Origin of the sequence: Lysobacter sp. FW306-1B-D06B (assembly GCF_038446665.1) — a bacterium.
Classification (GTDB): Bacteria; Pseudomonadota; Gammaproteobacteria; order Xanthomonadales; family Xanthomonadaceae; genus Lysobacter_J.
Genome location: NZ_CP151802.1, coordinates 1,575,113 through 1,593,753 on the forward strand (window position 1 = coordinate 1,575,113; position 18,641 = coordinate 1,593,753).

At 65.0% G+C, this 18,641-nt stretch carries 15 protein-coding genes; 7 read left to right on the top strand and 8 right to left on the bottom strand.

Annotated elements, in window-relative coordinates; translation table 11 throughout:
* Window positions 1–19 precede the first annotated feature (19 nt).
* From AAFF32_RS07270 to AAFF32_RS07300, 7 genes are read left to right on the top strand one after another with little or no spacing between them, the layout of a single operon-like run.
* Complete coding sequence (locus tag AAFF32_RS07270) at window positions 20–811, top strand: ABC transporter permease (RefSeq protein ID WP_254200198.1); 792 nt, start codon at window positions 20–22, stop codon at window positions 809–811.
* Window positions 808–2,064, top strand: a complete 1,257-nt coding sequence (locus tag AAFF32_RS07275) for an ABC transporter ATP-binding protein (protein WP_216960519.1) — start codon at window positions 808–810, stop codon at window positions 2,062–2,064. Before AAFF32_RS07270 ends, AAFF32_RS07275 begins: the two co-directional genes overlap by 4 nt.
* Before the next feature lie 46 nt (window positions 2,065–2,110).
* On the top strand, window positions 2,111–3,442 hold the full coding sequence (locus AAFF32_RS07280) for an FkbM family methyltransferase (RefSeq protein ID WP_342316950.1): 1,332 nt from the start codon (window positions 2,111–2,113) through the stop codon (window positions 3,440–3,442).
* Window positions 3,442–6,381, top strand: coding sequence for a glycosyltransferase (locus AAFF32_RS07285; RefSeq protein WP_342316951.1), 2,940 nt, complete (start codon window positions 3,442–3,444; stop codon window positions 6,379–6,381). The genes AAFF32_RS07280 and AAFF32_RS07285 overlap by 1 nt, the downstream gene beginning before the upstream one ends.
* A 47-nt stretch (window positions 6,382–6,428) precedes the next feature.
* Window positions 6,429–7,460 carry a GDP-mannose 4,6-dehydratase gene (gmd, locus tag AAFF32_RS07290; RefSeq protein WP_216960510.1) on the top strand — a complete coding sequence of 344 codons (1,032 nt, stop codon included), beginning with the start codon at window positions 6,429–6,431 and terminating at the stop codon, window positions 7,458–7,460.
* Window positions 7,444–8,340: an NAD-dependent epimerase/dehydratase family protein gene (locus tag AAFF32_RS07295; RefSeq protein WP_342316952.1), complete on the top strand. Its 897-nt coding sequence runs from the start codon at window positions 7,444–7,446 to the stop codon at window positions 8,338–8,340. The genes gmd and AAFF32_RS07295 overlap by 17 nt, the downstream gene beginning before the upstream one ends.
* A gap of 46 nt (window positions 8,341–8,386) precedes the next feature.
* Window positions 8,387–10,477: a hypothetical protein gene (locus AAFF32_RS07300; RefSeq protein ID WP_342316953.1), complete on the top strand. Its 2,091-nt coding sequence runs from the start codon at window positions 8,387–8,389 to the stop codon at window positions 10,475–10,477.
* A 61-nt stretch (window positions 10,478–10,538) separates the two neighbouring features.
* Here AAFF32_RS07300 and rffA read toward each other — a convergent pair whose 3' ends face one another.
* The 8 genes from rffA to AAFF32_RS07340 all read right to left on the bottom strand — a co-directional run bounded on the left by rffA (window position 10,539) and on the right by AAFF32_RS07340 (window position 18,641).
* The gene (gene rffA / locus AAFF32_RS07305; RefSeq protein WP_216960502.1) at window positions 10,539–11,678 is read right to left on the bottom strand and encodes a dTDP-4-amino-4,6-dideoxygalactose transaminase; all 1,140 of its coding nucleotides are present in this window, start codon (window positions 11,676–11,678) and stop codon (window positions 10,539–10,541) included.
* Between the two features lie 31 nt (window positions 11,679–11,709).
* Window positions 11,710–12,333 (bottom strand): class I SAM-dependent methyltransferase, encoded by a 624-nt coding sequence (locus AAFF32_RS07310; protein ID WP_342316955.1) that lies wholly within the window; start codon window positions 12,331–12,333, stop codon window positions 11,710–11,712.
* A gap of 2 nt (window positions 12,334–12,335) precedes the next feature.
* Window positions 12,336–12,701 carry an EamA family transporter gene (locus AAFF32_RS07315; protein ID WP_216960496.1) on the bottom strand — a complete coding sequence of 122 codons (366 nt, stop codon included), beginning with the start codon at window positions 12,699–12,701 and terminating at the stop codon, window positions 12,336–12,338.
* Window positions 12,702–12,782: 81 nt separating this feature from the next.
* Window positions 12,783–14,144 (bottom strand): phosphomannomutase, encoded by a 1,362-nt coding sequence (locus tag AAFF32_RS07320; RefSeq protein WP_342316956.1) that lies wholly within the window; start codon window positions 14,142–14,144, stop codon window positions 12,783–12,785.
* 29 nt (window positions 14,145–14,173) lie between these two features.
* Window positions 14,174–15,397, bottom strand: coding sequence for an acyl-CoA reductase (locus AAFF32_RS07325; protein ID WP_342316957.1), 1,224 nt, complete (start codon window positions 15,395–15,397; stop codon window positions 14,174–14,176).
* Entirely contained in the window at window positions 15,394–16,488 is a 1,095-nt protein-coding gene (locus AAFF32_RS07330; RefSeq protein WP_342316958.1) for an acyl-protein synthetase, read from the bottom strand. The genes AAFF32_RS07325 and AAFF32_RS07330 overlap by 4 nt, the downstream gene beginning before the upstream one ends.
* Window positions 16,485–17,894 (bottom strand): AMP-binding protein, encoded by a 1,410-nt coding sequence (locus AAFF32_RS07335; RefSeq protein WP_342316959.1) that lies wholly within the window; start codon window positions 17,892–17,894, stop codon window positions 16,485–16,487. The genes AAFF32_RS07330 and AAFF32_RS07335 overlap by 4 nt, the downstream gene beginning before the upstream one ends.
* A gap of 3 nt (window positions 17,895–17,897) precedes the next feature.
* A complete protein-coding gene (locus tag AAFF32_RS07340) occupies window positions 17,898–18,641 on the bottom strand; it encodes an SDR family NAD(P)-dependent oxidoreductase (protein WP_216960481.1) in 744 nt (247 codons plus the stop codon).

Consider the following 18,641-nt stretch of genomic DNA (forward strand, 5'->3'; position numbering starts at 1 on the left):
CAATTCGCGGGTAAGTGACATGGACATGCTGCTCGCCGCATGGCGCTATCGCTTCTTTGTCCTGTCCTCCATCCGTAACGACCTGCGCTCGCGTTTCATCCGCAGCAAGCTGGGTGGGCTGTGGATGGTCATCCACCCGCTCGCGCAGGTGCTGATCTTCGCGACGATCCTTTCCGAAGTGCTCGCCGCCAAGCTTCCCGGCATCGATAACAAGTACGCCTACGCGCTGTACCTGATGGCGGGCATGCTTTGCTGGACGCTCTTCACGGAGACGGTCACGCGTTGCCTTTCGCTGTTCATCGACAGCGGCAACCTGATGAAGAAGATGGCGTTTCCGCGCATCTGCCTTCCGCTCATCGCGGCGGGCACCATGCTCGTCACCAATGTATTGCTGCTGGCGGCGATCCTGCTGGTGTTCGCCGTGCTCGGCCACTTCCCGGGCTACCACATCGTGTGGCTGCCCCTGCTGATCCTGATCACGCTCGCCCTTTCGATGGGGCTCGGACTGATCCTTGGCGTGATGAACGTGTTCATGCGCGACATCGGGCAGGTGGTGCCTGTAGTGCTGCAGGCGTTGTTCTGGCTGACGCCCATCGTCTACGTGACGAATATCATGCCGCAGAAGTTCCAGTTCTGGTTCAAGCTCAACCCGCTGTATCCGCTGGTGGCCAGCTACCAGAACGTGCTGGTTTTCGGCACCGCTCCGCTGTGGAGGGAGCTGCTGTGGCTTTGCGTGGGGATCATCGCGTTGCTTGTCGTCTCGCTGGTCGTGTTCCGTCGCGCCAGCCCTGAAATCGTGGACGCGCTATGAGCGGTGTGCTTGAAGCCCGGGGCCTGGGCAAGGCCTATCGCCGCTGGCGCAGCGAGTGGCTGCGCGCAGCTTCGTGGTTCGGCGCTCCGGTCCGGCCTGCCGAGGAGCATTGGGTCCTGCGCGGCATCGACTTCGCGGTGGAAGCCGGACAGACGGTCGGCATCGTCGGCCAGAACGGAGCGGGGAAGAGCACGCTGCTCAAGCTCATCACCGGCACGACCCGACCGACCGAGGGAAGTGTTGCCACCGGCGGTCGCATCGCCGCGATCCTCGAACTTGGCATGGGATTCAACCCGGACCTCACCGGCCGCGAGAACGCCTTCCATTCGGCCGGCCTGATGGGATACAGCCGGGCGCAGATCGCCGAAGCCATGCCGGACATCGAAGCCTTCGCCGAGATCGGCGAGTACTTCGACGAGCCCGTGCGCACCTATTCCAGCGGCATGCAGATGCGCGTGGCATTCAGCGTGGCCACGGCCTTCAAGCCGGACCTGCTGATCGTCGACGAAGCCTTGTCTGTCGGCGACAGCTACTTCCAGCACAAGAGCTTCGATCGCATCCGTTCCTATCGCGACCAGGGCGTTTCGATCCTGCTGGTGACCCACAGCATGGGCGACGTGCGCACCTTGTGCGACCGGGTGATCCTGCTCGACAAGGGACGGGTCGTGAAGGACGGTGCGCCCGACGAGGTGGTCGATTTCTACAACGCGATGATCGCCGAGAAGGAAAACGAAGCCGGCTCCATCGAACAGGTTCGCCACGAGGCGGGCTGGCTGCAGACCCGCAGCGGAACCGGCGAGGCGCGCATCGTCGATCTGCGCCTGTTCGATGCGGACACCGGCAGCGAGGTGTCGATGGCGACGGTCGGCCAGCGCCTGAACTTGCGCCTGCGCGCGGAGATCCACGGCGATGTCCCGCAGCTCGTCCTGGGGTACATGCTCCGCGACCGGCAGGGGCACGTGGTGTGGGGCACCAACACCTGGCACACCGGACAGGTGCGCTCTGGACTCAAGGCGGGCGACACGGTGGAGTTCGCGATGAACTTCACCTGCACGCTGGGTCCGGGCTCCTACTCCGTCTCGCCGGCGCTGGTGAGCACGGACACCCACCTGGTGAACAACTACGAGTGGGTCGACAACCTGCTCGTTTTCGACGTGATGAACGTTTCGTCGCCGACGTTCATCGGCAGCAACTGGCTAGATGCACGCTTCGACATCGGCGGCGCCGGGTCGAGCGCGAACTCGCGCGAATGAGGCCGGACTTTTCCGCCCCCGCGCCCACGACTTCCACATCTCATCCATGACCCGACTGATTTCCTACGCTCAGAATTTCGAAGACGTCATGCTCTGGCGGGCCCTCGGCCATGTCGAGCACGGCTCCTACATCGACATCGGCGCGCAGAGCCCCGACGAGGACTCGGTCAGCCGCATGTTCTACGAACAGGGCTGGCGGGGAATCCATGTGGACGCGGCCACCACGTACGCGCAGCAGCTGCGCGCTGCACGTCCGGACGAAGTGGTCATCCATGCGGCCGTCTCCGACACGCCGGGCACGCTCTCGTTCTACGAGATGCCCAAGACCGGTCTGAGCACGCTGGATCCAACACTGGCCGAGCGCCACTCCAGCAAGTTCGAAGTCATCGAAACCGTCGTGCCCTCCATTACGCTCGACGAAGTGCTCGCGCGTGCCCCCGGTGACGTGCACTGGTTGAAGGTGGATGTCGAGGGCGCCGAGACCTCGGTGCTGCGCAGCTGGCGCGAATCGCCCGTGCGGCCCTGGGTCGTCGTCGTGGAGAGCACGCTGCCGATGACGAAGGTGGAAAACCACCACGAGTGGGATCCCATCCTTGTCGAGAAGGGGTACGAGTTCGTCTACTTCGACGGCCTCAACCGCTTCTACGTTTCCTCCGAGCACCCCGAACTCGTCGCGGCATTCGCAGTGCCGCCGAACGTGTTCGATGGCGTGTCGTTGAGCGGCACGGCGACGTCCGCCTTTGGCGCGCGGTGGCGCGAGCAATGGGCCGAGCAGGAGCGCAAGTGGAGCAACGAGCTGGCCGCTTCCGAGTCGAACGTGGCGGGTCTTCGGCGTGACCTTGAAAACGTCGAAAGCGCGCGCAACCGGCTCGATGAACTGCTCAAGGAACAGCTTGCCCAGGGACAGTGGCTTGCGCGGGAGTGGAAGCAGTCACACGAAACCATCGCCAACCTGCGCGAGCAGGCGCATCGTTGGGAACTGGAAGCGCAGCAGGGTCAACATCAGGTGGCCCTGATGGCGAGCAGCTTGTCGTGGCGAGTGACGTGGCCGATCCGTTTCACTGGACGCGTGTTGCGCATGCTGTTTCGCTCGCCAGCCAAATTCGTGGGCGCGGCGAAAAGAGGGGTGAAGCGGGGCGCAAGCCCGTTCTTCGTCGCCGTCGCCGGCCCGATCAACCGTCGACCGGCACTGAGGGGTTTTATCGTGGGACTCGTCCCGAGCGCGGACGCGCGCCTCAGGGCCTGGGAGCAAACCGCGCGGATGCAGACGCTCGTCGCGGCCAGCAGCGAGCCGGTGAAGGCCGATGAAGTCCTCTCCGTCCGCGGTCAGCAGTTCTTGCATGCCTTGCGTGAGGCTTCGAGAAAGGGAGCGGCGTGATGAGGGTCGTGATCGATTTGCAGGGTGCGCAGAGTGTCAGCCGGTTCCGCGGGATCGGACGTTACTCGCTGTCACTCGCCCAGGCGATGGCCGGGCAGGCAGGCGATCACGAGATCCTCATCGCTCTCAACGGCGCGCTGGCCGACAGCATCGAGCCGCTCCGCGAAGCATTCAGCGGCCTGCTGCCATCGGATGCGATCCGCGTGTGGCACCCTTCTGGCGGCCACCTCTCGCCCGCGCGTCGCGTGGCCGATGAGATCCTCCGGGAGTGTTTCCTGACGGGGCTCAAGCCCGACTTCGTGCATGTCACCAGCCTTTTCGAAGGCATGAGCGACGCAGCCGTCACCAGCATCGGCCGATTCTCCGGGCGAACCCCGGTGGCCCCCACGCTGTACGACCTGATTCCGTACATCCATCGCGAGAAGTACCTGTCGGACCCGGCGTCTGCGACCTGGTACCTGTCCAAGATCGACCAGCTCAAGCGTGCCAACCTGCTGCTGGCGATTTCCGAATCCGCGCGGCAGGAGGCGGTGGAGTACCTGGAGTTTCCGTCCGACGCGGTGGTCAACATTTCCTCTGCCGCCGATGACCGGTTCCGCCGCATCGAGGTGAGCGCGGAAGCGGAGCTGGCACTTCGCAGCAAGCTTGGCTTGGTGCGTCCCTTCGTGATGTACACCGGCGGGATCGATTACCGGAAGAACATCGAGGGGCTCATTCGTGCCTTCGCGGCCCTCCCGCCCGATGTCCGCCGCGCGCACCAGTTGGCTGTCGTGTGCTCCGTGACGGACGACAGCCGGCAGACGCTGCATGCAATCGCACGCTCGGCAGGGCTGGAGGAATCCGAACTCGTCCTGACAGGCTTCGTGTCCGACGACGAACTCGTTGCGCTCTACAACCTCAGCAAGGCGTTCGTGTTTCCCTCCATCCATGAGGGATTCGGCCTGCCGGTGCTTGAGGCGATGCATTGCGGCACGCCCGTGATCGCGGCGGATGCATCGAGCCTTCCCGAAGTAGTGGGACGGCGCGATGCGCTTTTCAATCCGCGCTCCGACCAGGCGATGACGGCCAAGATGTTCGAGGTGCTGACGAACGAAGCATTCCGCGCCGATCTCGTCGGCCATGGGTACGAACAGGCGCAGCGATTCTCCTGGCAGGAAAGCGCGCGTCGCGCCCTTGGGGCGTTCGAAGAATCCGCTCGGCGCGCTACCGCGTCGGATCAGACCGCCGTTGCCGTTCCCGCGCGGCGTCCTCGCTTGGCACTGCTTACCCCGCTGCCGCCAGAGCGGAGCGGGATCGCGAACTACAGCACGGAGCTCATCCCGGAGCTGTCGCGCTTCTACGAGATCGACGTGATCGTGGCGCAGGATGAGTTCGTCGCGCCACAGGTCAGCGCGTGCGCCGAGGTGCGCAGTGTGGAATGGTTCGTGCAACACCACGCGGACTACGAACGGATCGTCTATCAGGTCGGCAATTCGCAGTTCCATGCGCACATGTTCGATCTCATGCGGACGAACCCGGGTGTGGTCGTACTGCACGATTTCTTCCTCAGCGGCATTCGCGCGCATTTGGCGCTGAGCAGCGACAAGCCACAGCTATGGATGCAGGACCTCTTCCGCTCTCATGGGTATCCGGCGCTACTGGATAACGCTTCGTCGACTGACATAGCGCGCATGATCTTCAAGTATCCCTGCAACTTCGATGTGCTCGGTGAGAACATTGGGCTGATCGTCCATTCGCGCTACGCGCAGCGCCTGGGCAATGCATGGTATGGCGCGGGCACCAGCGATGCGTGGGCCGAGATTCCGCATCTGCGCGCTCCGCCGACGAGGATCGATCGCGAGGAGGCTCGCCGGCAGCTCGGCATCGACCCCGATGACTTCGTAGTATGCAGTTTTGGGCATGTCGCTCCGACGAAGCTGAGCGCGCGGCTGCTCGATGCGTGGTCAGCGTCGGAGCTATCGCGCCAGGCAAAGTCGCAGTTGGTGTTCGTCGGAGAGAACTACACCGGCGACTACGGCATACGCCTGCAGCACGAAATCGACGAAAAGCGCCTCGGCGGCCAGGTCAACATCACGGGATGGGCGGATACGGAAACGTACCAAGCCTACTTGGCTGCGGCGGATGTGGCGGTCCAGTTGCGAACCCTCTCCAGAGGCGAAACGTCGGGCGCGGTCTATGACTGCATGAATTACGGCCTTGCCACCGTCGTGAACGCCAACGGGGCCATGGCCGATCTGCCTCGAGAGGCCGTGCTTGTCGTGGATGACGAGTTCGCCGATGCCGAATTGGTCGCGGCTTTGGAATCTCTCTGGCGCGATGAAGCCTTCCGCAAGGAACTGGGGCGCAACGCGGCTCGGATCGTGGCAGAGAAGCACGCGCCTCGCGCATGCGCAGAGCAGTACCATCAGCGCATTGAGGCATTCTATGAAGCGCAGCGCGACGGCGAGCTGGCTCTGGTCAGGGAGATCGGCACCCACGCCGCGCAAGCAAGCGAGCGCGACCTTATCGCCATCGCGGAGTCGGCTGCCCTCACGTTTCCGGCACGCCTGCCGGCGCGCCAATGGCTTATTGATGTCACGGGTGCTCCCTCTGAGGGGCAGTCGGGTTGGGCGGAGTTCTCACAGGTCGTGCGGAACGCGCTTGCGGCCACTCGTCCGGGGTGGCGTACCGAACTCGTTCACATTCGTCAGGACGAGCATTGCTATCGCTATGCCCGCAAGCTGGCCATGTCGCTGCTCGAACTGCCGGCCGACGTACTCAATGACGACGTACTGGAACTTCAGCAAGGCGACGTTGTCACCTGCTGGGCGAGCGAAGCTGAACGCGGCGTGGTTCAGCGCGATCTGCTTGCCCGCCTGCGAGTTCGCGGTGCGCAGCTGGACGTGGCCAATGGCGTTGCCACGCTACGTAGCCCGAACCTCGTGGCCAACGAAGTATGATGCCGCGCTTGGTTTTTGGAAGATTTACTTAACTAACGGGAATGGCCATGAAGGCAATCATCACGGGGATCACCGGTCAGGACGGTGCCTATCTCGCACAACTGCTGCTGGAGAAGGGGTACACCGTCTACGGCACGTATCGGCGAACCAGCTCCGTCAACTTCTGGCGCATCGACGAGTTGGGCGTCAGCGGGCATCCCAATCTCCATCTGGTCGAGTACGACCTGACCGACCTGGGTTCCAGCATCGCGCTGGTGCAGCGCGTGCAGCCGGACGAGATCTACAACCTCGCCGCGCAGAGCTTCGTCGGGGTCAGCTTCGACCAGCCCGGTACGACCGCGCAGATCACGGGCGTCGGCGCGCTGCATTTGCTTGAGGCGATCCGTCTGGTCAATCCGAAGATCCGCTTCTATCAGGCCTCGACTTCCGAAATGTTCGGAAAGGTGCAGGCCGTACCCCAGCGCGAGGACACGCCGTTCTACCCGCGCAGCCCGTACGGCGTGGCCAAGCTCTACGCGCACTGGATCACGGTGAACTACCGCGAGAGCTACGACATCTTCGGCACCAGCGGCATTCTCTTCAATCACGAGAGTCCGCTGCGTGGTCGCGAGTTCGTTACCCGCAAGATCACCGACTCGGTGGCCAAGATCAAGCTCGGCATGCTCGACTGCCTTGAGCTGGGGAACCTCGACGCCAAGCGCGACTGGGGCTTCGCGAAGGAGTACGTCGAAGGGATGTGGCGGATGCTGCAGGTGGACGAGCCGGACACCTTCGTGCTGGCGACCAATCGCACCGAGACCGTCCGCGACTTCGTGCGCATGGCGTTCAAGGGAGCGGGAATCGATGTCGAGTTCCGTGGCCGGGACCAGGATGAAACGGCGCTCGATACGGCGACCGGCAAGGTCGTCATGCGCATCAACCCGAAGTTCCATCGACCGGCCGAAGTGGACCTGCTGATCGGCGATCCGTCCAAGGCCAAGGAGAAGCTGGGTTGGGAGCCGCGCACCTCGCTTGAGGAACTGTGCGAAATGATGGTCCGTGCCGACCTGGCTAGGAACGAGCGTGGCTTCTCCTTCTGATCGGGCTCCCATCGCGCTGCTGACGGGCGCCGAGGGCTTCACGGGGCGTTACGTCCGTGCTTCGCTCGAGCGCGCCGGTTACCGCGTCGCGGCCTGGTCGCACGGCGGCGGCGAAGGGGAAGCCGTCAACCTCCTGGATCGGGATGCGACGCTTTCGGCTGCGGCGCAGGCCCGGCCGGACGTCGTGGTCCACCTCGCGGCGATCTCATTCGTCGCACACGGCGACGCGGACGAGATCTACCGCGTCAACGTCGTGGGCACCCGCAACCTGCTGGAAGGGCTGGTCGCCAGCGAGCACAAGCCGCGTCGTGTGCTGCTCGCCAGCAGCGCGAACGTCTATGGCAACGCCGAAGGCAGCGTCGATGAGCAGGTCGCCCCTGCGCCGCAGAACGACTATGCGGTGAGCAAGCTGGCGATGGAGTTCATGGCGAACTTGTGGCGTTCGCAACTGCCGATCACGATCACCCGGCCGTTCAACTACACCGGTGTCGGCCAGTCGGACAAGTTCCTCATCCCGAAGATCGTCTCGCATTTCAAGCGCAAGGCCGATCACATCGAACTGGGGAACCTGGACGTCTCCAGGGACTTCTACGACGTGAGAGGCGTGGCCGAGATCTACACGCGCCTGACGGAAAGCGCGACGGCGGACGACGTCTTCAACGTCTGTTCCGGGCAGGAGTATTCATTGCGCGAGGTCATCGCGTTGATGGAGTCGATCAGCGGTCATCGCATGGACGTGAGGGTCAACCCCGCGTTCGTCCGCGCGAACGAGGTCAAGCGCTTGCGGGGCGACGCCGGGCGACTTGCACGCGCGATCGGGCCGCTGCCGCAGATTCCGTTGCGGGATACGCTCGAGTGGATATATCGAAACGAAGCCTGAAAGCCGGGCCGCTGCCTGCCCACAGGGCGCAATAAGGGGGATTGGAATGTCGAGCGGTTGGGGATTGACCGGCGGCCAGTGGGAACGTCACCACGTTGCCGCGGCGCGCGTTGCGAAGATGGCGCTGCTGGTGGTGCTGGCGTGCAATCTGGCGCTGATGATGGACTACGTCTTCTTCGGCTACTTCGGATACTTCCATTCTGATTCTGCGGCCAAGAATCTTCTGGCGCAGGAAATGTACGAGGCCGGTTCGTACTTCCCGCCGGACTGGACATACGTGAATGGCGACCTCATGGTCGTGTTCGGGCAGCTCTTCATCCTGCCGTTCCTTCCATTCGCGAAGAATGGTTACTTGCTGCATGCAATCGCGGGTGCAGTGACGTCGCTGCTGGTGCTCTGGGGAACCTGGCTGGCGGCCGGCATCGCGATACGGTCGGCCTGGATCCGCCTGCTCTGCGTGGCGATCGTCGCCAGCGGTCTGTCGCTACAGGTCGCCGAGAATTTTTTCGGCCAGGGGTCTTACGGCGCCGTGTTCTATCTCGCCTGTTTTCAGGTCTACCTGGCATGGCGATTCATGCAGGCCGACGGGCGCAGTAACTGGCTGTGGGGCGCTCTGCTTGCCATCGTTGTCACGCTGGCTTTCTGGAGCAATACGCAGCGCGCAGCGGCCTCGTACGCGTTGCCGCTGTTGGCGGTGATCGCGGTCGACGTCCTCTTCCGCGCGTGGAGTTCGGGCTTTCACGTGGACCAGCGGCTGCGAAAGTCCATTGTCCTTGCCGGAATCATCCTTGGCGCAGGATTGCTTGGCGCTGTCCTTCACGCGGCGGTGCTCGCGCGAGTGGACAACATCCAGGGGGCCGGCATGGCCCGTTGGCTGAACCCCGGCGAGATGATGCGCAATCTTGGGTTCACGCTGCAGGGCGTGCTGGAGATCTTTGGCGCGATGCCGACGGCGGGCGCCGATGTGGTCGGATTGGTGGGTGCATACCAGGCTGTGCGCTTCATCGCGGGGTTGGCACTCGTGCCGCTCATCGTCGTGGCACTCATCGCCGAAATCCGTAATCCACAACCGGGACGTCGCTTCCTGGCGGCTTTTGCGGCAGCGTCGCTGGTGCTGTTCTGCTTTCTGCAGGCGACGACCACGATTCCGGATATGTCGAATCCTGCGTTCTCCTCCCGGTATCTCGTGCCTTCGGTCGTGCTTTCGCTCCTGGTCGTGGTGGCCCATGCGTTCGATCCGAACGCGCGGCCCCTGTTCCGTGTGACCGGCGTGCTCGTTTCGCTCGTGCTGCTTGGGAGCGGCATTTCCCCCGACAATCCCATATCGCGCCCGCAGGTTCATCGGCCTGAGAACCTTCAGACGCCGGTAGTCGGATGGCTGAAGGAGCAGGGCTTGCGCTATGGCTACGGCTCGTACTGGAATGCCGGCGCACTGACGGTGATGGGCGATTCACGCTTCAAGGTTCGGCAGATCCAGATCGTGCGCGGCTTGCCAAGGCCCATGTTCCATCTGTCTTCCGAACGCTGGTATCGCCCTGATGCGTGGCAGGGCAAGACATTCTTCGTACTGACTGACGAGGAACTTGCCGCGCTCGACATGCCGCTGCTGACTTCCCTGATTGGCGACGTGGTCCAGAGCGAAAAGTTGGGCAAGTTCACCGTGCTCGTCTTTCCGCGCAACCCGGCAGATATTCTGCCCGGCTGGGACGACGAGCTGAGGCGGCCGCTGCGGCTCACGCCCTCGCCGATGTCGATGCACAACGTGGGCGAACTGGTCCAGCCCGCAGGTGGAGCGCCCATGCTGGTCAGCAAAGGCACGAGCGGCTATCTCCACTTCGGCCCATACGTGAAGCTCGAGGACGGCCAGTACAGTGCCACGTTCGATATTGAAGTGACGGGCACTCCGCGGCCAGGCGTCGCGCATCTGGACGTCGTGGCGAATGCGGGCGCCGATGTACGCGCTGTCGGTGCGCCTACGCGCGCCGGGCGGCAGCGCGTCACGCTCCCGTTCGATCTGCCCCGTGATGTCAGCGATCTGGAGATCCGCGTCCTCACCGACGGCTCCAGCGAACTTCGCCTGTACGGCATCCAGTTGCAGCGTCGCGGCCCGGTCGCGGGCAAGCCGCCCAAGCCTTGAGAAAAGAAAAGGCGGCCGTCACCGGCCGCCTTTTCTCGTCTGCCCCGAATGCCTGCGGCGATCAGGCGCCGAGCATGACGCCCAGCGCTTCGTCCGCCGCTTCCAGGACGCGATCGAGCTGCGGTTCCAGTCCCACCCAAAGGGGCAGCCGCACCAGACGATCGCTGGTCGTGTCGGTCACCGGCAACTCGCCATGGGCACGGCCGCACTGAAGGCCGGTCGGTGCGCTGTGCAGCGGGATGTAGTGGAACACCGTGCCCACGCCGGACTCCTTCATCCGCGCCATGAAGCGCGTGCGGTGCTCCAGGCTCGGCATCAGCAGGTAGTACATGTGCGCGTTGTGCCCGCAATGCTCCGGAACGATCGGGCGGCGCAGCAGGCCATCGGCCTCGTGGCGTTCGGCCCAGGCGTGGTAGCGATCCCAGATGGCGATGCGGCGACGGGTGATCTCGTCGCCCTCGTCCATCTGCGCGGCCAGGAACGCGGCGATGAGTTCGCTCGGCAGGTAGGAAGAACCCTTGTCGACCCAGGTGTACTTGTCGACCTGGCCGCGGAAGAACTTGCTGCGGTTGGTGCCCTTCTCGCGGATGATCTCGGCACGCTCGGCGAACGTCTCGTCGCGAACGATCAGCGCGCCGCCTTCGCCCGAGATGATGTTCTTCGTCTCGTGGAAGCTCATCGCGCCAAGTTCGCCGATCGCGCCCAGCGGTCGTCCCTTGTAGGTGGAGTAGATGCCCTGTGCGGCGTCTTCCACGACGTGCAGGCCATGACGACGGGCGATGTCCATGATGGCGTCCATCTCGCACGCGACACCGGCGTAGTGCACGACGCAAATGGCTTTCGTGCGCGGCGTGATCGCGGCTTCGATCAGGCGCTCATCGAGGTTGAGCGTGTCCGGCCGGATGTCGACGAACACCGGTATGGCGCCCCGCAACACGAAGGCGTTGGCGGTCGAAACGAACGTGAAGGACGGCATGATCACTTCGTCGCCGGGCTCCAGGTCCAGGAGCAGGGCTGCCATCTCCAGCGCCGCGGTGCACGAGTGCGTGAGCAGCGCGCGGCGGGCCCCGGTGTGCTGCTCCAGCCACTGGTTGCAGCGCTTGGTGAAGATCCCATCGCCCGACAGATGGCCATTGGTGTGCGCCTGGGCGATGTTCGACAGCTCGCGGCCCGTCATATAGGGCTTGTTGAACGGAATCACTGGAAGCTCCGGGTTTCCTGGGGCGCTGCGTTCAGCGCGTGCATTCGAGGATGCAGTGGGTGTAAGGCACGTAGAGCATGTCATGCCGCACGGTCGTCTTCACCGAGCCGAACGCTTGCGTCGCAAGGGACGTGTACTGCCCGGGTTCGCGGATGTTCTGCCCTCGGTCCTTGAGGATGATCGTGCGTGCCATGCCGGACTGGTCCGGGACGAGGGTGCCGTCGATGGTGATGAGTCGGCCGCCCGGGCGCAGCTTGTTCCAGGCCGTCCGCATCAGGGCGGCCGCACGATCGTCGTCGAGGTGGTGCAGCAGGCCGATGGCCAGGGCAATGTCGGCGCCGCCGTCGTGCGCAGTGTCCTGGTAGTCGGCGACGTCGATGCACTCGAAGCTGCCGCGATCACCGAAGCGCCGGCGCGCTGCGTCGATATAATCCTGCGACAGGTCGAAGCCGATGTAGCGAACGTGCTCGGGCAGGTGGCGCAGCATTTCGGCCGTGCCGCAGCCGATGTCGAACACGAGGTCGCCCTGCTCGGGCCGGATGTAATCGCGGACCAGGATGCGGCGACTGCGTTCGGCACCCAGTATCCGCTGGGTCAGATCGTAGACGACGGCCGAGGAGAGTACCGAACGAACGCCATGGGTGATCTGTGCCACGTCTAGATTCCTGATCGTGAAAGAACGATGACACCGGCGATCACCAGCGCAGTGCCGCCGACCTTGTGCATGTCGAAATTCTCGTGGAACAGCCAGGCGGCCAGCAGCGCCACCAGCGGGAAACTCAGGGCGGTGAAAGGATACGCCTTGCTCAGCGGCAATCGGCTGATGGCGGCCATCCAGCACAGCGATGCGCCGAACGCCGCGGCAAAGGCGCTGATGACCCATGGATTCAACAACAGCGTCAGGATCGGACGCAGCGTCAGGTTCTCGATGGTCGCCGTCGGATTCAGGCCAACCTGCCATTTCAGGACGATCTGACCGTACACGGTCAGCAGGATCGTCAGGGCGATGAAGACATAGCTCACGGTATTTCCTGGTTCTGTGGGCGGGCGGCCCCTGGGGCGGTGCCCGGCCCGGGCGATTCTGGGACCGGCGTGCGGACGGCGCTAGTGGCCTGCATCCGGCGTGCCGATGAGTGCCGACAGTTCGGCCGTCTGCCGCTCAAGCAGCGCGGCGTCGCCACGCGTTTCGACGTTGAGGCGCAGCAGCGGCTCGGTGTTCGAACTGCGCAGGTTGAAACGCCAATCGCCGAAGTCCGCGCTGGTGCCGTCGGTGTAGTCCAGCACGGGGTTCCTCGGCAGGTAATGGTCCATCACCCGGGCGATGGCCTCGCGCGAATCGGCGACCCTGAAGTTGATTTCGCCGCTGCACGGGAAACGGCGCATGCGTTCCTCCACCAGATCGGCGAGCGAGGTCCCACTGGTCGAGATCAATTCGGCGATGAGCAGCCACGGGATCATTCCCGAATCCGCATAGGCGAAGTCGCGGAAGTAGTGGTGCGCGCTCATCTCGCCGCCGTACACGGCGTTCTCGGTCCGCATGCGTTCCTTGATGAAGGCATGGCCGGTCTTGCTGAGCACGGGGATGCCACCGGCTTGGTTGACCATCTCGATCGTGTTCCAGGTCAGCCGCGGATCGTGGATCACCTTGGCGCCCGGATTGCGGCGCAGGATGGTCTGGGCCAGCAGGCCGACCAGGTAGTAACCCTCGATGAAACGGCCGCGATGATCGAAGAAGAAGCAGCGGTCGAAGTCGCCGTCCCAGGCCAGTCCCAGGTCCGCGCCACTTGCGATCACGGCGTCCATGGTGGCCTGGCGGTTCTGCGGAAGCAGCGGATTCGGGATGCCGTTGGGGAAGCGACCGTCCGGTTCGTGGAACACCCGCACGAACTCGAACGGCAGGTGCGGCGCAAGCAGGTCCACGATCGCACCGGCGCCGCCATTGCCCGCATTCGTCACGATCTTCAGCGGACGCAGCGCGGCGGTATCGATATAGCCGAGCAGGTGCGAGATGAACGCCGACTTCTCCGGATGCGGGAGGCGCGCGCCGGCGTCGCGGTCGGTGGGAACCGTAAGCGTCCACACCGAGTCACGGATCGCGAACAGGCCCGAGTCGCCGCTGATGGGCTTGGCCTCCTCGCGCACCAGCTTCATGCCGTTGTAGTCGATCGGGTTGTGGCTGGCGGTCACCATGACGCCGCCTGCCGCGTCCAGATGATCGGTCTGGAAATACACCTCTTCCGTGCCGCATTCCCCGATGTCGAGCACATCGCGGCCCGTGGCGCGAAGTCCGTCGATGAGCGCGGTCTGGATCGGGACGCTGCTCAGACGCACGTCGCGGCCCACCACGATGCGACCGGGATCGAGCATTCCCGCGAGCGCCACGCCGATGCGGGTCGCCATGTCTTCGTTGAGTTCATCCGGCACGCGGCCGCGGATGTCATAGGCTTTGAAGGCAGAGAGGGTCATGTTCGTCTCGCGTATGGGTTGCGGATGGCTCAGACGCTGGCGAGCGTCACCTGTCGGCGCAGGACGCTGAACAGGTCGGTGCCATCCCAGACATGATGGAAGTCGAGCGCGCGGCCGAAGGGCACGACGCGGTCGATGGCGCGGCCGCGCAGTTGCGCGAGCAGGGCGTCGATGTCGGCGGAGTCGAAGCCGAACTGCACCAGGGTCTGATCGCGATCGTCGAGCTGCGCGCCCATGTCGGCCAGCGACGGCAGTTCCACTTCCACGACCAGCCCGTTGCCGGACTGGAGCTCGCGAACATCGCCATCCGAATGTGCGGCCTGCAGACGGATCGGAAAAGACGCAAAGCCGCCGTCGATGGTCTCGGCGTGCCCCAGCGCGGCCAGCAGGTGCGCATCGGTCACGCGACTCATCAGCGCGGCGGCCTCGTCCTCGAAGCGCGCCGAATCCTCACGCACCGCGCGCCATAGGCGGGACTTGGCGCGCGCGATCGTCTCGTGATCGCCGATCCAGTACAGGCAGCGCGGCGACGAGCATGCCTGCTGGCCGAACCACAGGATGTCGTTGGCGAAACGCCGCGCGAGCGGTTGCAGATCGTCTTCGCCGACCGCGTCCAGCGCGGCCGCGGAAATCGCAGCGACGCCGAAGCGGTCCGGGAACGCCAGCTCCACTGCAAGCGGCGGCAGCGATATCGCGCGGATGGTGCGAACCGTGCTGTCCCCGCCCCAGACGATGCGTGCGTGGCAGTGCGAGGAAAGCTGCGCGGTGATCGCGGCGTCGTGCGGATAGGTGAGCAGGATCGTCCGGTCGAGGACCTCCGCGTGCAGGCCCTCCTCGCGCATCGCGCCGAGGATGCCGATCAGGGCGTCGCGCTGCGCGCTGGGCTTCTGCGACAGGCGCGCTACGTTGGCGTTGCCGGACAGCACCGACATCAGCCAGGCGTAGGCGAACAGCACGTCGACGTTGGCCGGAGCCAGATGGAACACGAGGCCGCGCGCGAGGATGCGGTTGCCTTCGACCGCGGACGCGCGCCGCTCAAGATGAGCGATACCGGCCGGGCGGAACCAGTGCGCGAGCGTCGCCAGTTCCGGGTGCGCGCGAAGCTGCGGGAGCTTGAGCACACGCCGCGAGAAATCGCCGACGAACTCCGTGGCGGCGTGCGAGAACGGCTGCAGCGTGCCCAGCGTCCGCAGCCGCTTGAGCTGCGCCGAAAGGTCGGGGTCGGCCGAACTGGAGAACAGGAACGTCGTCATGGCGTGGGAACCGTCCGGGTATCGCTGCAACCGCGTACTTCCACGTTCTTCAGGCGGCCCAGCACGCCGAAATGCTTGCCCTTGCGTCCGCAAGGGCAATCGTCCTCGCCATGCACGACGCCCAGGTCCTCCGTCAGGAGGCTATGCCCGGGGTAGCTGCGCGGCAGCAGGCTCAGCACCTGGATCACACCAGACGTTCCATTGGGCACGGGAGTCAGGTCGTCCGTGCTGCGAACGATCACGTCCGCATAGGCCGGTGAGTGCAGGTGGCCGTGTTCGCACTCGAAGAACACCGAGCCGACCTGCTCGACCATGCCGTAGTAGTTGTGCACGCGCTCCAGGCCCAGGACGTCATGCAGGGCCGCCTTGAACGCGGCGTTGTCCACCTTGGCTTCCTCCATCTTCTTCCAGCCGCCGCCATGCACCAGCAGGCTGCCATGCGGAAGGCGGAAGCGGCGGCCGTCGCGTCGTGCGGCCATCACCAGCGATTGCCACACGATGTACGTGAAGCCGAACAGGAACACCGGCTGGTCGGGATGGCGCTCCAGCCAGGCCTGCAGTGCGTCCCAGTCGGGCCGGAGCTGTTCGTCGAGCAGGTACTTGTGGTCGCGACCGAAATTGGCGAAGCCGAGGATGCCGGCGGCGCGCGCGTTGAACCGCGTGCGATCGCGCAGGAAGCTGTCGTCGTCCACGACGAGCATGGGCATGCGCTTGTTGCCGGCGAACTCGGCGAAGATCCGGGTCAGCGCGCGCGTTTGCGAGCGGGCGGTGTCGGCGTCGAGGAAGATCCGCGACACCGCGGCTCCCGTCGTGCCGCTGGATACGAGCGTACGCGAGACTTCCTCCTGCGCAACGCTCTTGAGGTCCAGCATCTTGAACAACCGGACAGGCAGCCAGGGCACGGATTCGAGGTCCTGCGCCTGGATCGAGGCCGGCCAGAGCGAATCGACCATGCGGCCGTACTCGGGGCAGTTCGCGCGATGGTGCCGCGTCAGTTCGTTGAGTCCGTCCAGCAGCCAGCGCCGTTTGGATTCCCGGTCGAGGCCGTACACGTCCGCTTCCAGCGGTGCGATCGCTTCAGTGGCGCTCATGCTCGTACATCCTGGGCTTCGCTCATGCTGCGAAGCGCCTGATAGTCGGTCTTGCCGGTCGGCAACAGCGGCAGGGTGTCCAGCGCCACCGACCGCACATGCCCGGGAAAGAGCTTGTAACGCTGCTGGATCAATTGCTTGATGCGCGTGGGCTCGACGGGCGACTCGCCCGGGACGAAGACGACCAGGTCATCGTCGCGGCCGGAGCACGCCACCAGGCGCTGCAGCTCGGCGGAGAGCATGGATTCCACTTCATCGAGGTTCACCCGGTTGCCCGACACCTTGATGAAGCGCTTGGCGCGCCCGGTGAGATGGAAGAACCCGTCCTCGTCGCGGCGGGCGAGGTCACCGGTGCGAAGCTCCCCGTTCGCCTGATCGCCCAGCGCCAGATCGCCGCGCGCCTCCGCGTAGCCCAGCATCACGTTCGGCCCGCGATAGATCAGTTCGCCAGTGTCCGCGTCGATGCGCAATTCGCCGCCGGGAATGGCGATGCCGATGCTGCCGACCTTCTCGCGAAGCCGCGCGGCAGGCACGTAACTGATGCGCGGGCCGGCCTCGGTCTGCCCGTACATCACGAAGAACTCAAGCCCCATGCGCCCGCACAAATCGAGGAAGGTCTCGATCATCGCGTCGCGCAGGCGGCCGCCGGCCTGCGTGAGCATGCGCAGGCGATCGAGCTGGAAGCGCTCAAGCCCCACGCGCCGCAGCATTTCGAAGGTCGCGGGCACGCCCGAGAGCGACGTGACGCCATGAGTGCGGGCAAGATCCCAGAAGCCGCGACCGACCAGGCTCTCCTCGGTGAGGATGATGGACCCGCCGACTTCCAGATGGCTGTTGAGGATCGACATGCCGAACGAGTAGGCCAGCGGCAGCGTCGTGATCGCGCGGTCGTCCTCGCGCAGGGCGAGGTACTGCGCGATCGCGCGCGCGTTGGAGGCGAGGCCTTCGTACGACAGGCGCACCAGCTTGGACGAGCCGGTGCTGCCGGACGTGCTCAGCAGCAGGGCAAGGTCCGGATGCGGTGCCTGCGCGTGCACCGGTTCGTCGCGGACGAGGACGACCAGGCCACCGCCGCGATGCGCCACGGCGTAGCCGGCCATTTCGCTGCCGTCCGGAAGGGCGAGCCAGTCGGGACGGTAATGCGCCACCAGCGCGGCAAGCAGCGTCGCATCGACATCCGGCTGTACGAGCAGCGGAACATGCCGCCGCGAACGCAGCGCGCCCAGGTACAGCGCAACCGCGTCGACGGTGCTGGGCATGCACAGAAAACCGACCGTTCGGCCCGGTCCCAGCACGGCCGCGGCACTGTCGGACAGGCGCGCCAGTTCGCCGTACGTCCACGAGCGCTGCGCATCGACAAGCGCGATCGCGTCGGCGCGTTGCCGCTCCAGTTCCCAGAAGGCCATCGCTCAGACCACCATGCGGCCGTCGATGCCGACGACCTGCCCGCTGACATAGGCCGACGCATCGTCGAGCAGGAAGGCGACGAGTTGCGCGACTTCCTGAGGCGTTCCTGCGCGGCCCAGGCCGATCGACGCGACGCGTGCGGCGTGCGCGGCCTCGGGCATCTCGCGTGTCATGTCGGTGTCGATGAAGCCGGGAGAAACCGCGTTGACGCGGATGCCGCGTGGCGCGAGTTCTTTCGAGGCGGAGAGCGTCGCGCCGATCATCGCGGCCTTGCTCGCCGAGTACAGCGTCAGGCCGGCCGCGCCCTGGACGCCCATGATCGAAACCAGGTTGACGATGCTCCCGCGCTTGTTGCGCGTCATCAGGCGCGCGGCGTACTGCATCAGCATCAGCGGCGCCTTGACGTTGACCGCGAGCACGCGGTCGATGTCGTCGGGGCGGATCATGCCGAGCACGCCTTCGTGCAGGATGCCGGCGTTGTTCACCAGCCCGTCGAGCTTGCGGTAACGCGCGAACAGATCCTGGAACAGCGCCGGGATGCCGTCGTCGCGAGTCAGGTCGAGGGAAGCGCAATGCGGTTCCGGTCCGCCCGCGGCAAGGCATTCGTCCGCCACGCCTTGCAGTGCATCCGCGTCGCGCGCGACGAGGACCAGCTGCGCGCCTTGACCAGCGCAATGCAGGGCGATCGCACGGCCGATGCCGCGCGATGCGCCCGTCACCACGATGACCTGGTCCTTCAGCGACAT

Coding starts and splice junctions, on each gene's coding strand:
- AAFF32_RS07335 (WP_342316959.1), bottom strand. CDS start 17,894: ATGGCCTTCTGGGAACTGGAGCGGCAACGCGCCGACGCGATCGCGCTT.
- AAFF32_RS07275 (WP_216960519.1), top strand. CDS start 808: ATGAGCGGTGTGCTTGAAGCCCGGGGCCTGGGCAAGGCCTATCGCCGC.
- AAFF32_RS07325 (WP_342316957.1), bottom strand. CDS start 15,397: ATGACGACGTTCCTGTTCTCCAGTTCGGCCGACCCCGACCTTTCGGCG.
- AAFF32_RS07280 (WP_342316950.1), top strand. CDS start 2,111: ATGACCCGACTGATTTCCTACGCTCAGAATTTCGAAGACGTCATGCTC.
- AAFF32_RS07330 (WP_342316958.1), bottom strand. CDS start 16,488: ATGAGCGCCACTGAAGCGATCGCACCGCTGGAAGCGGACGTGTACGGC.
- AAFF32_RS07320 (WP_342316956.1), bottom strand. CDS start 14,144: ATGACCCTCTCTGCCTTCAAAGCCTATGACATCCGCGGCCGCGTGCCG.
- AAFF32_RS07300 (WP_342316953.1), top strand. CDS start 8,387: ATGTCGAGCGGTTGGGGATTGACCGGCGGCCAGTGGGAACGTCACCAC.
- AAFF32_RS07270 (WP_254200198.1), top strand. CDS start 20: ATGGACATGCTGCTCGCCGCATGGCGCTATCGCTTCTTTGTCCTGTCC.
- gmd (WP_216960510.1), top strand. CDS start 6,429: ATGAAGGCAATCATCACGGGGATCACCGGTCAGGACGGTGCCTATCTC.
- AAFF32_RS07340 (WP_216960481.1), bottom strand. CDS start 18,641: ATGTCGCTGAAGGACCAGGTCATCGTGGTGACGGGCGCATCGCGCGGC.
- AAFF32_RS07285 (WP_342316951.1), top strand. CDS start 3,442: ATGAGGGTCGTGATCGATTTGCAGGGTGCGCAGAGTGTCAGCCGGTTC.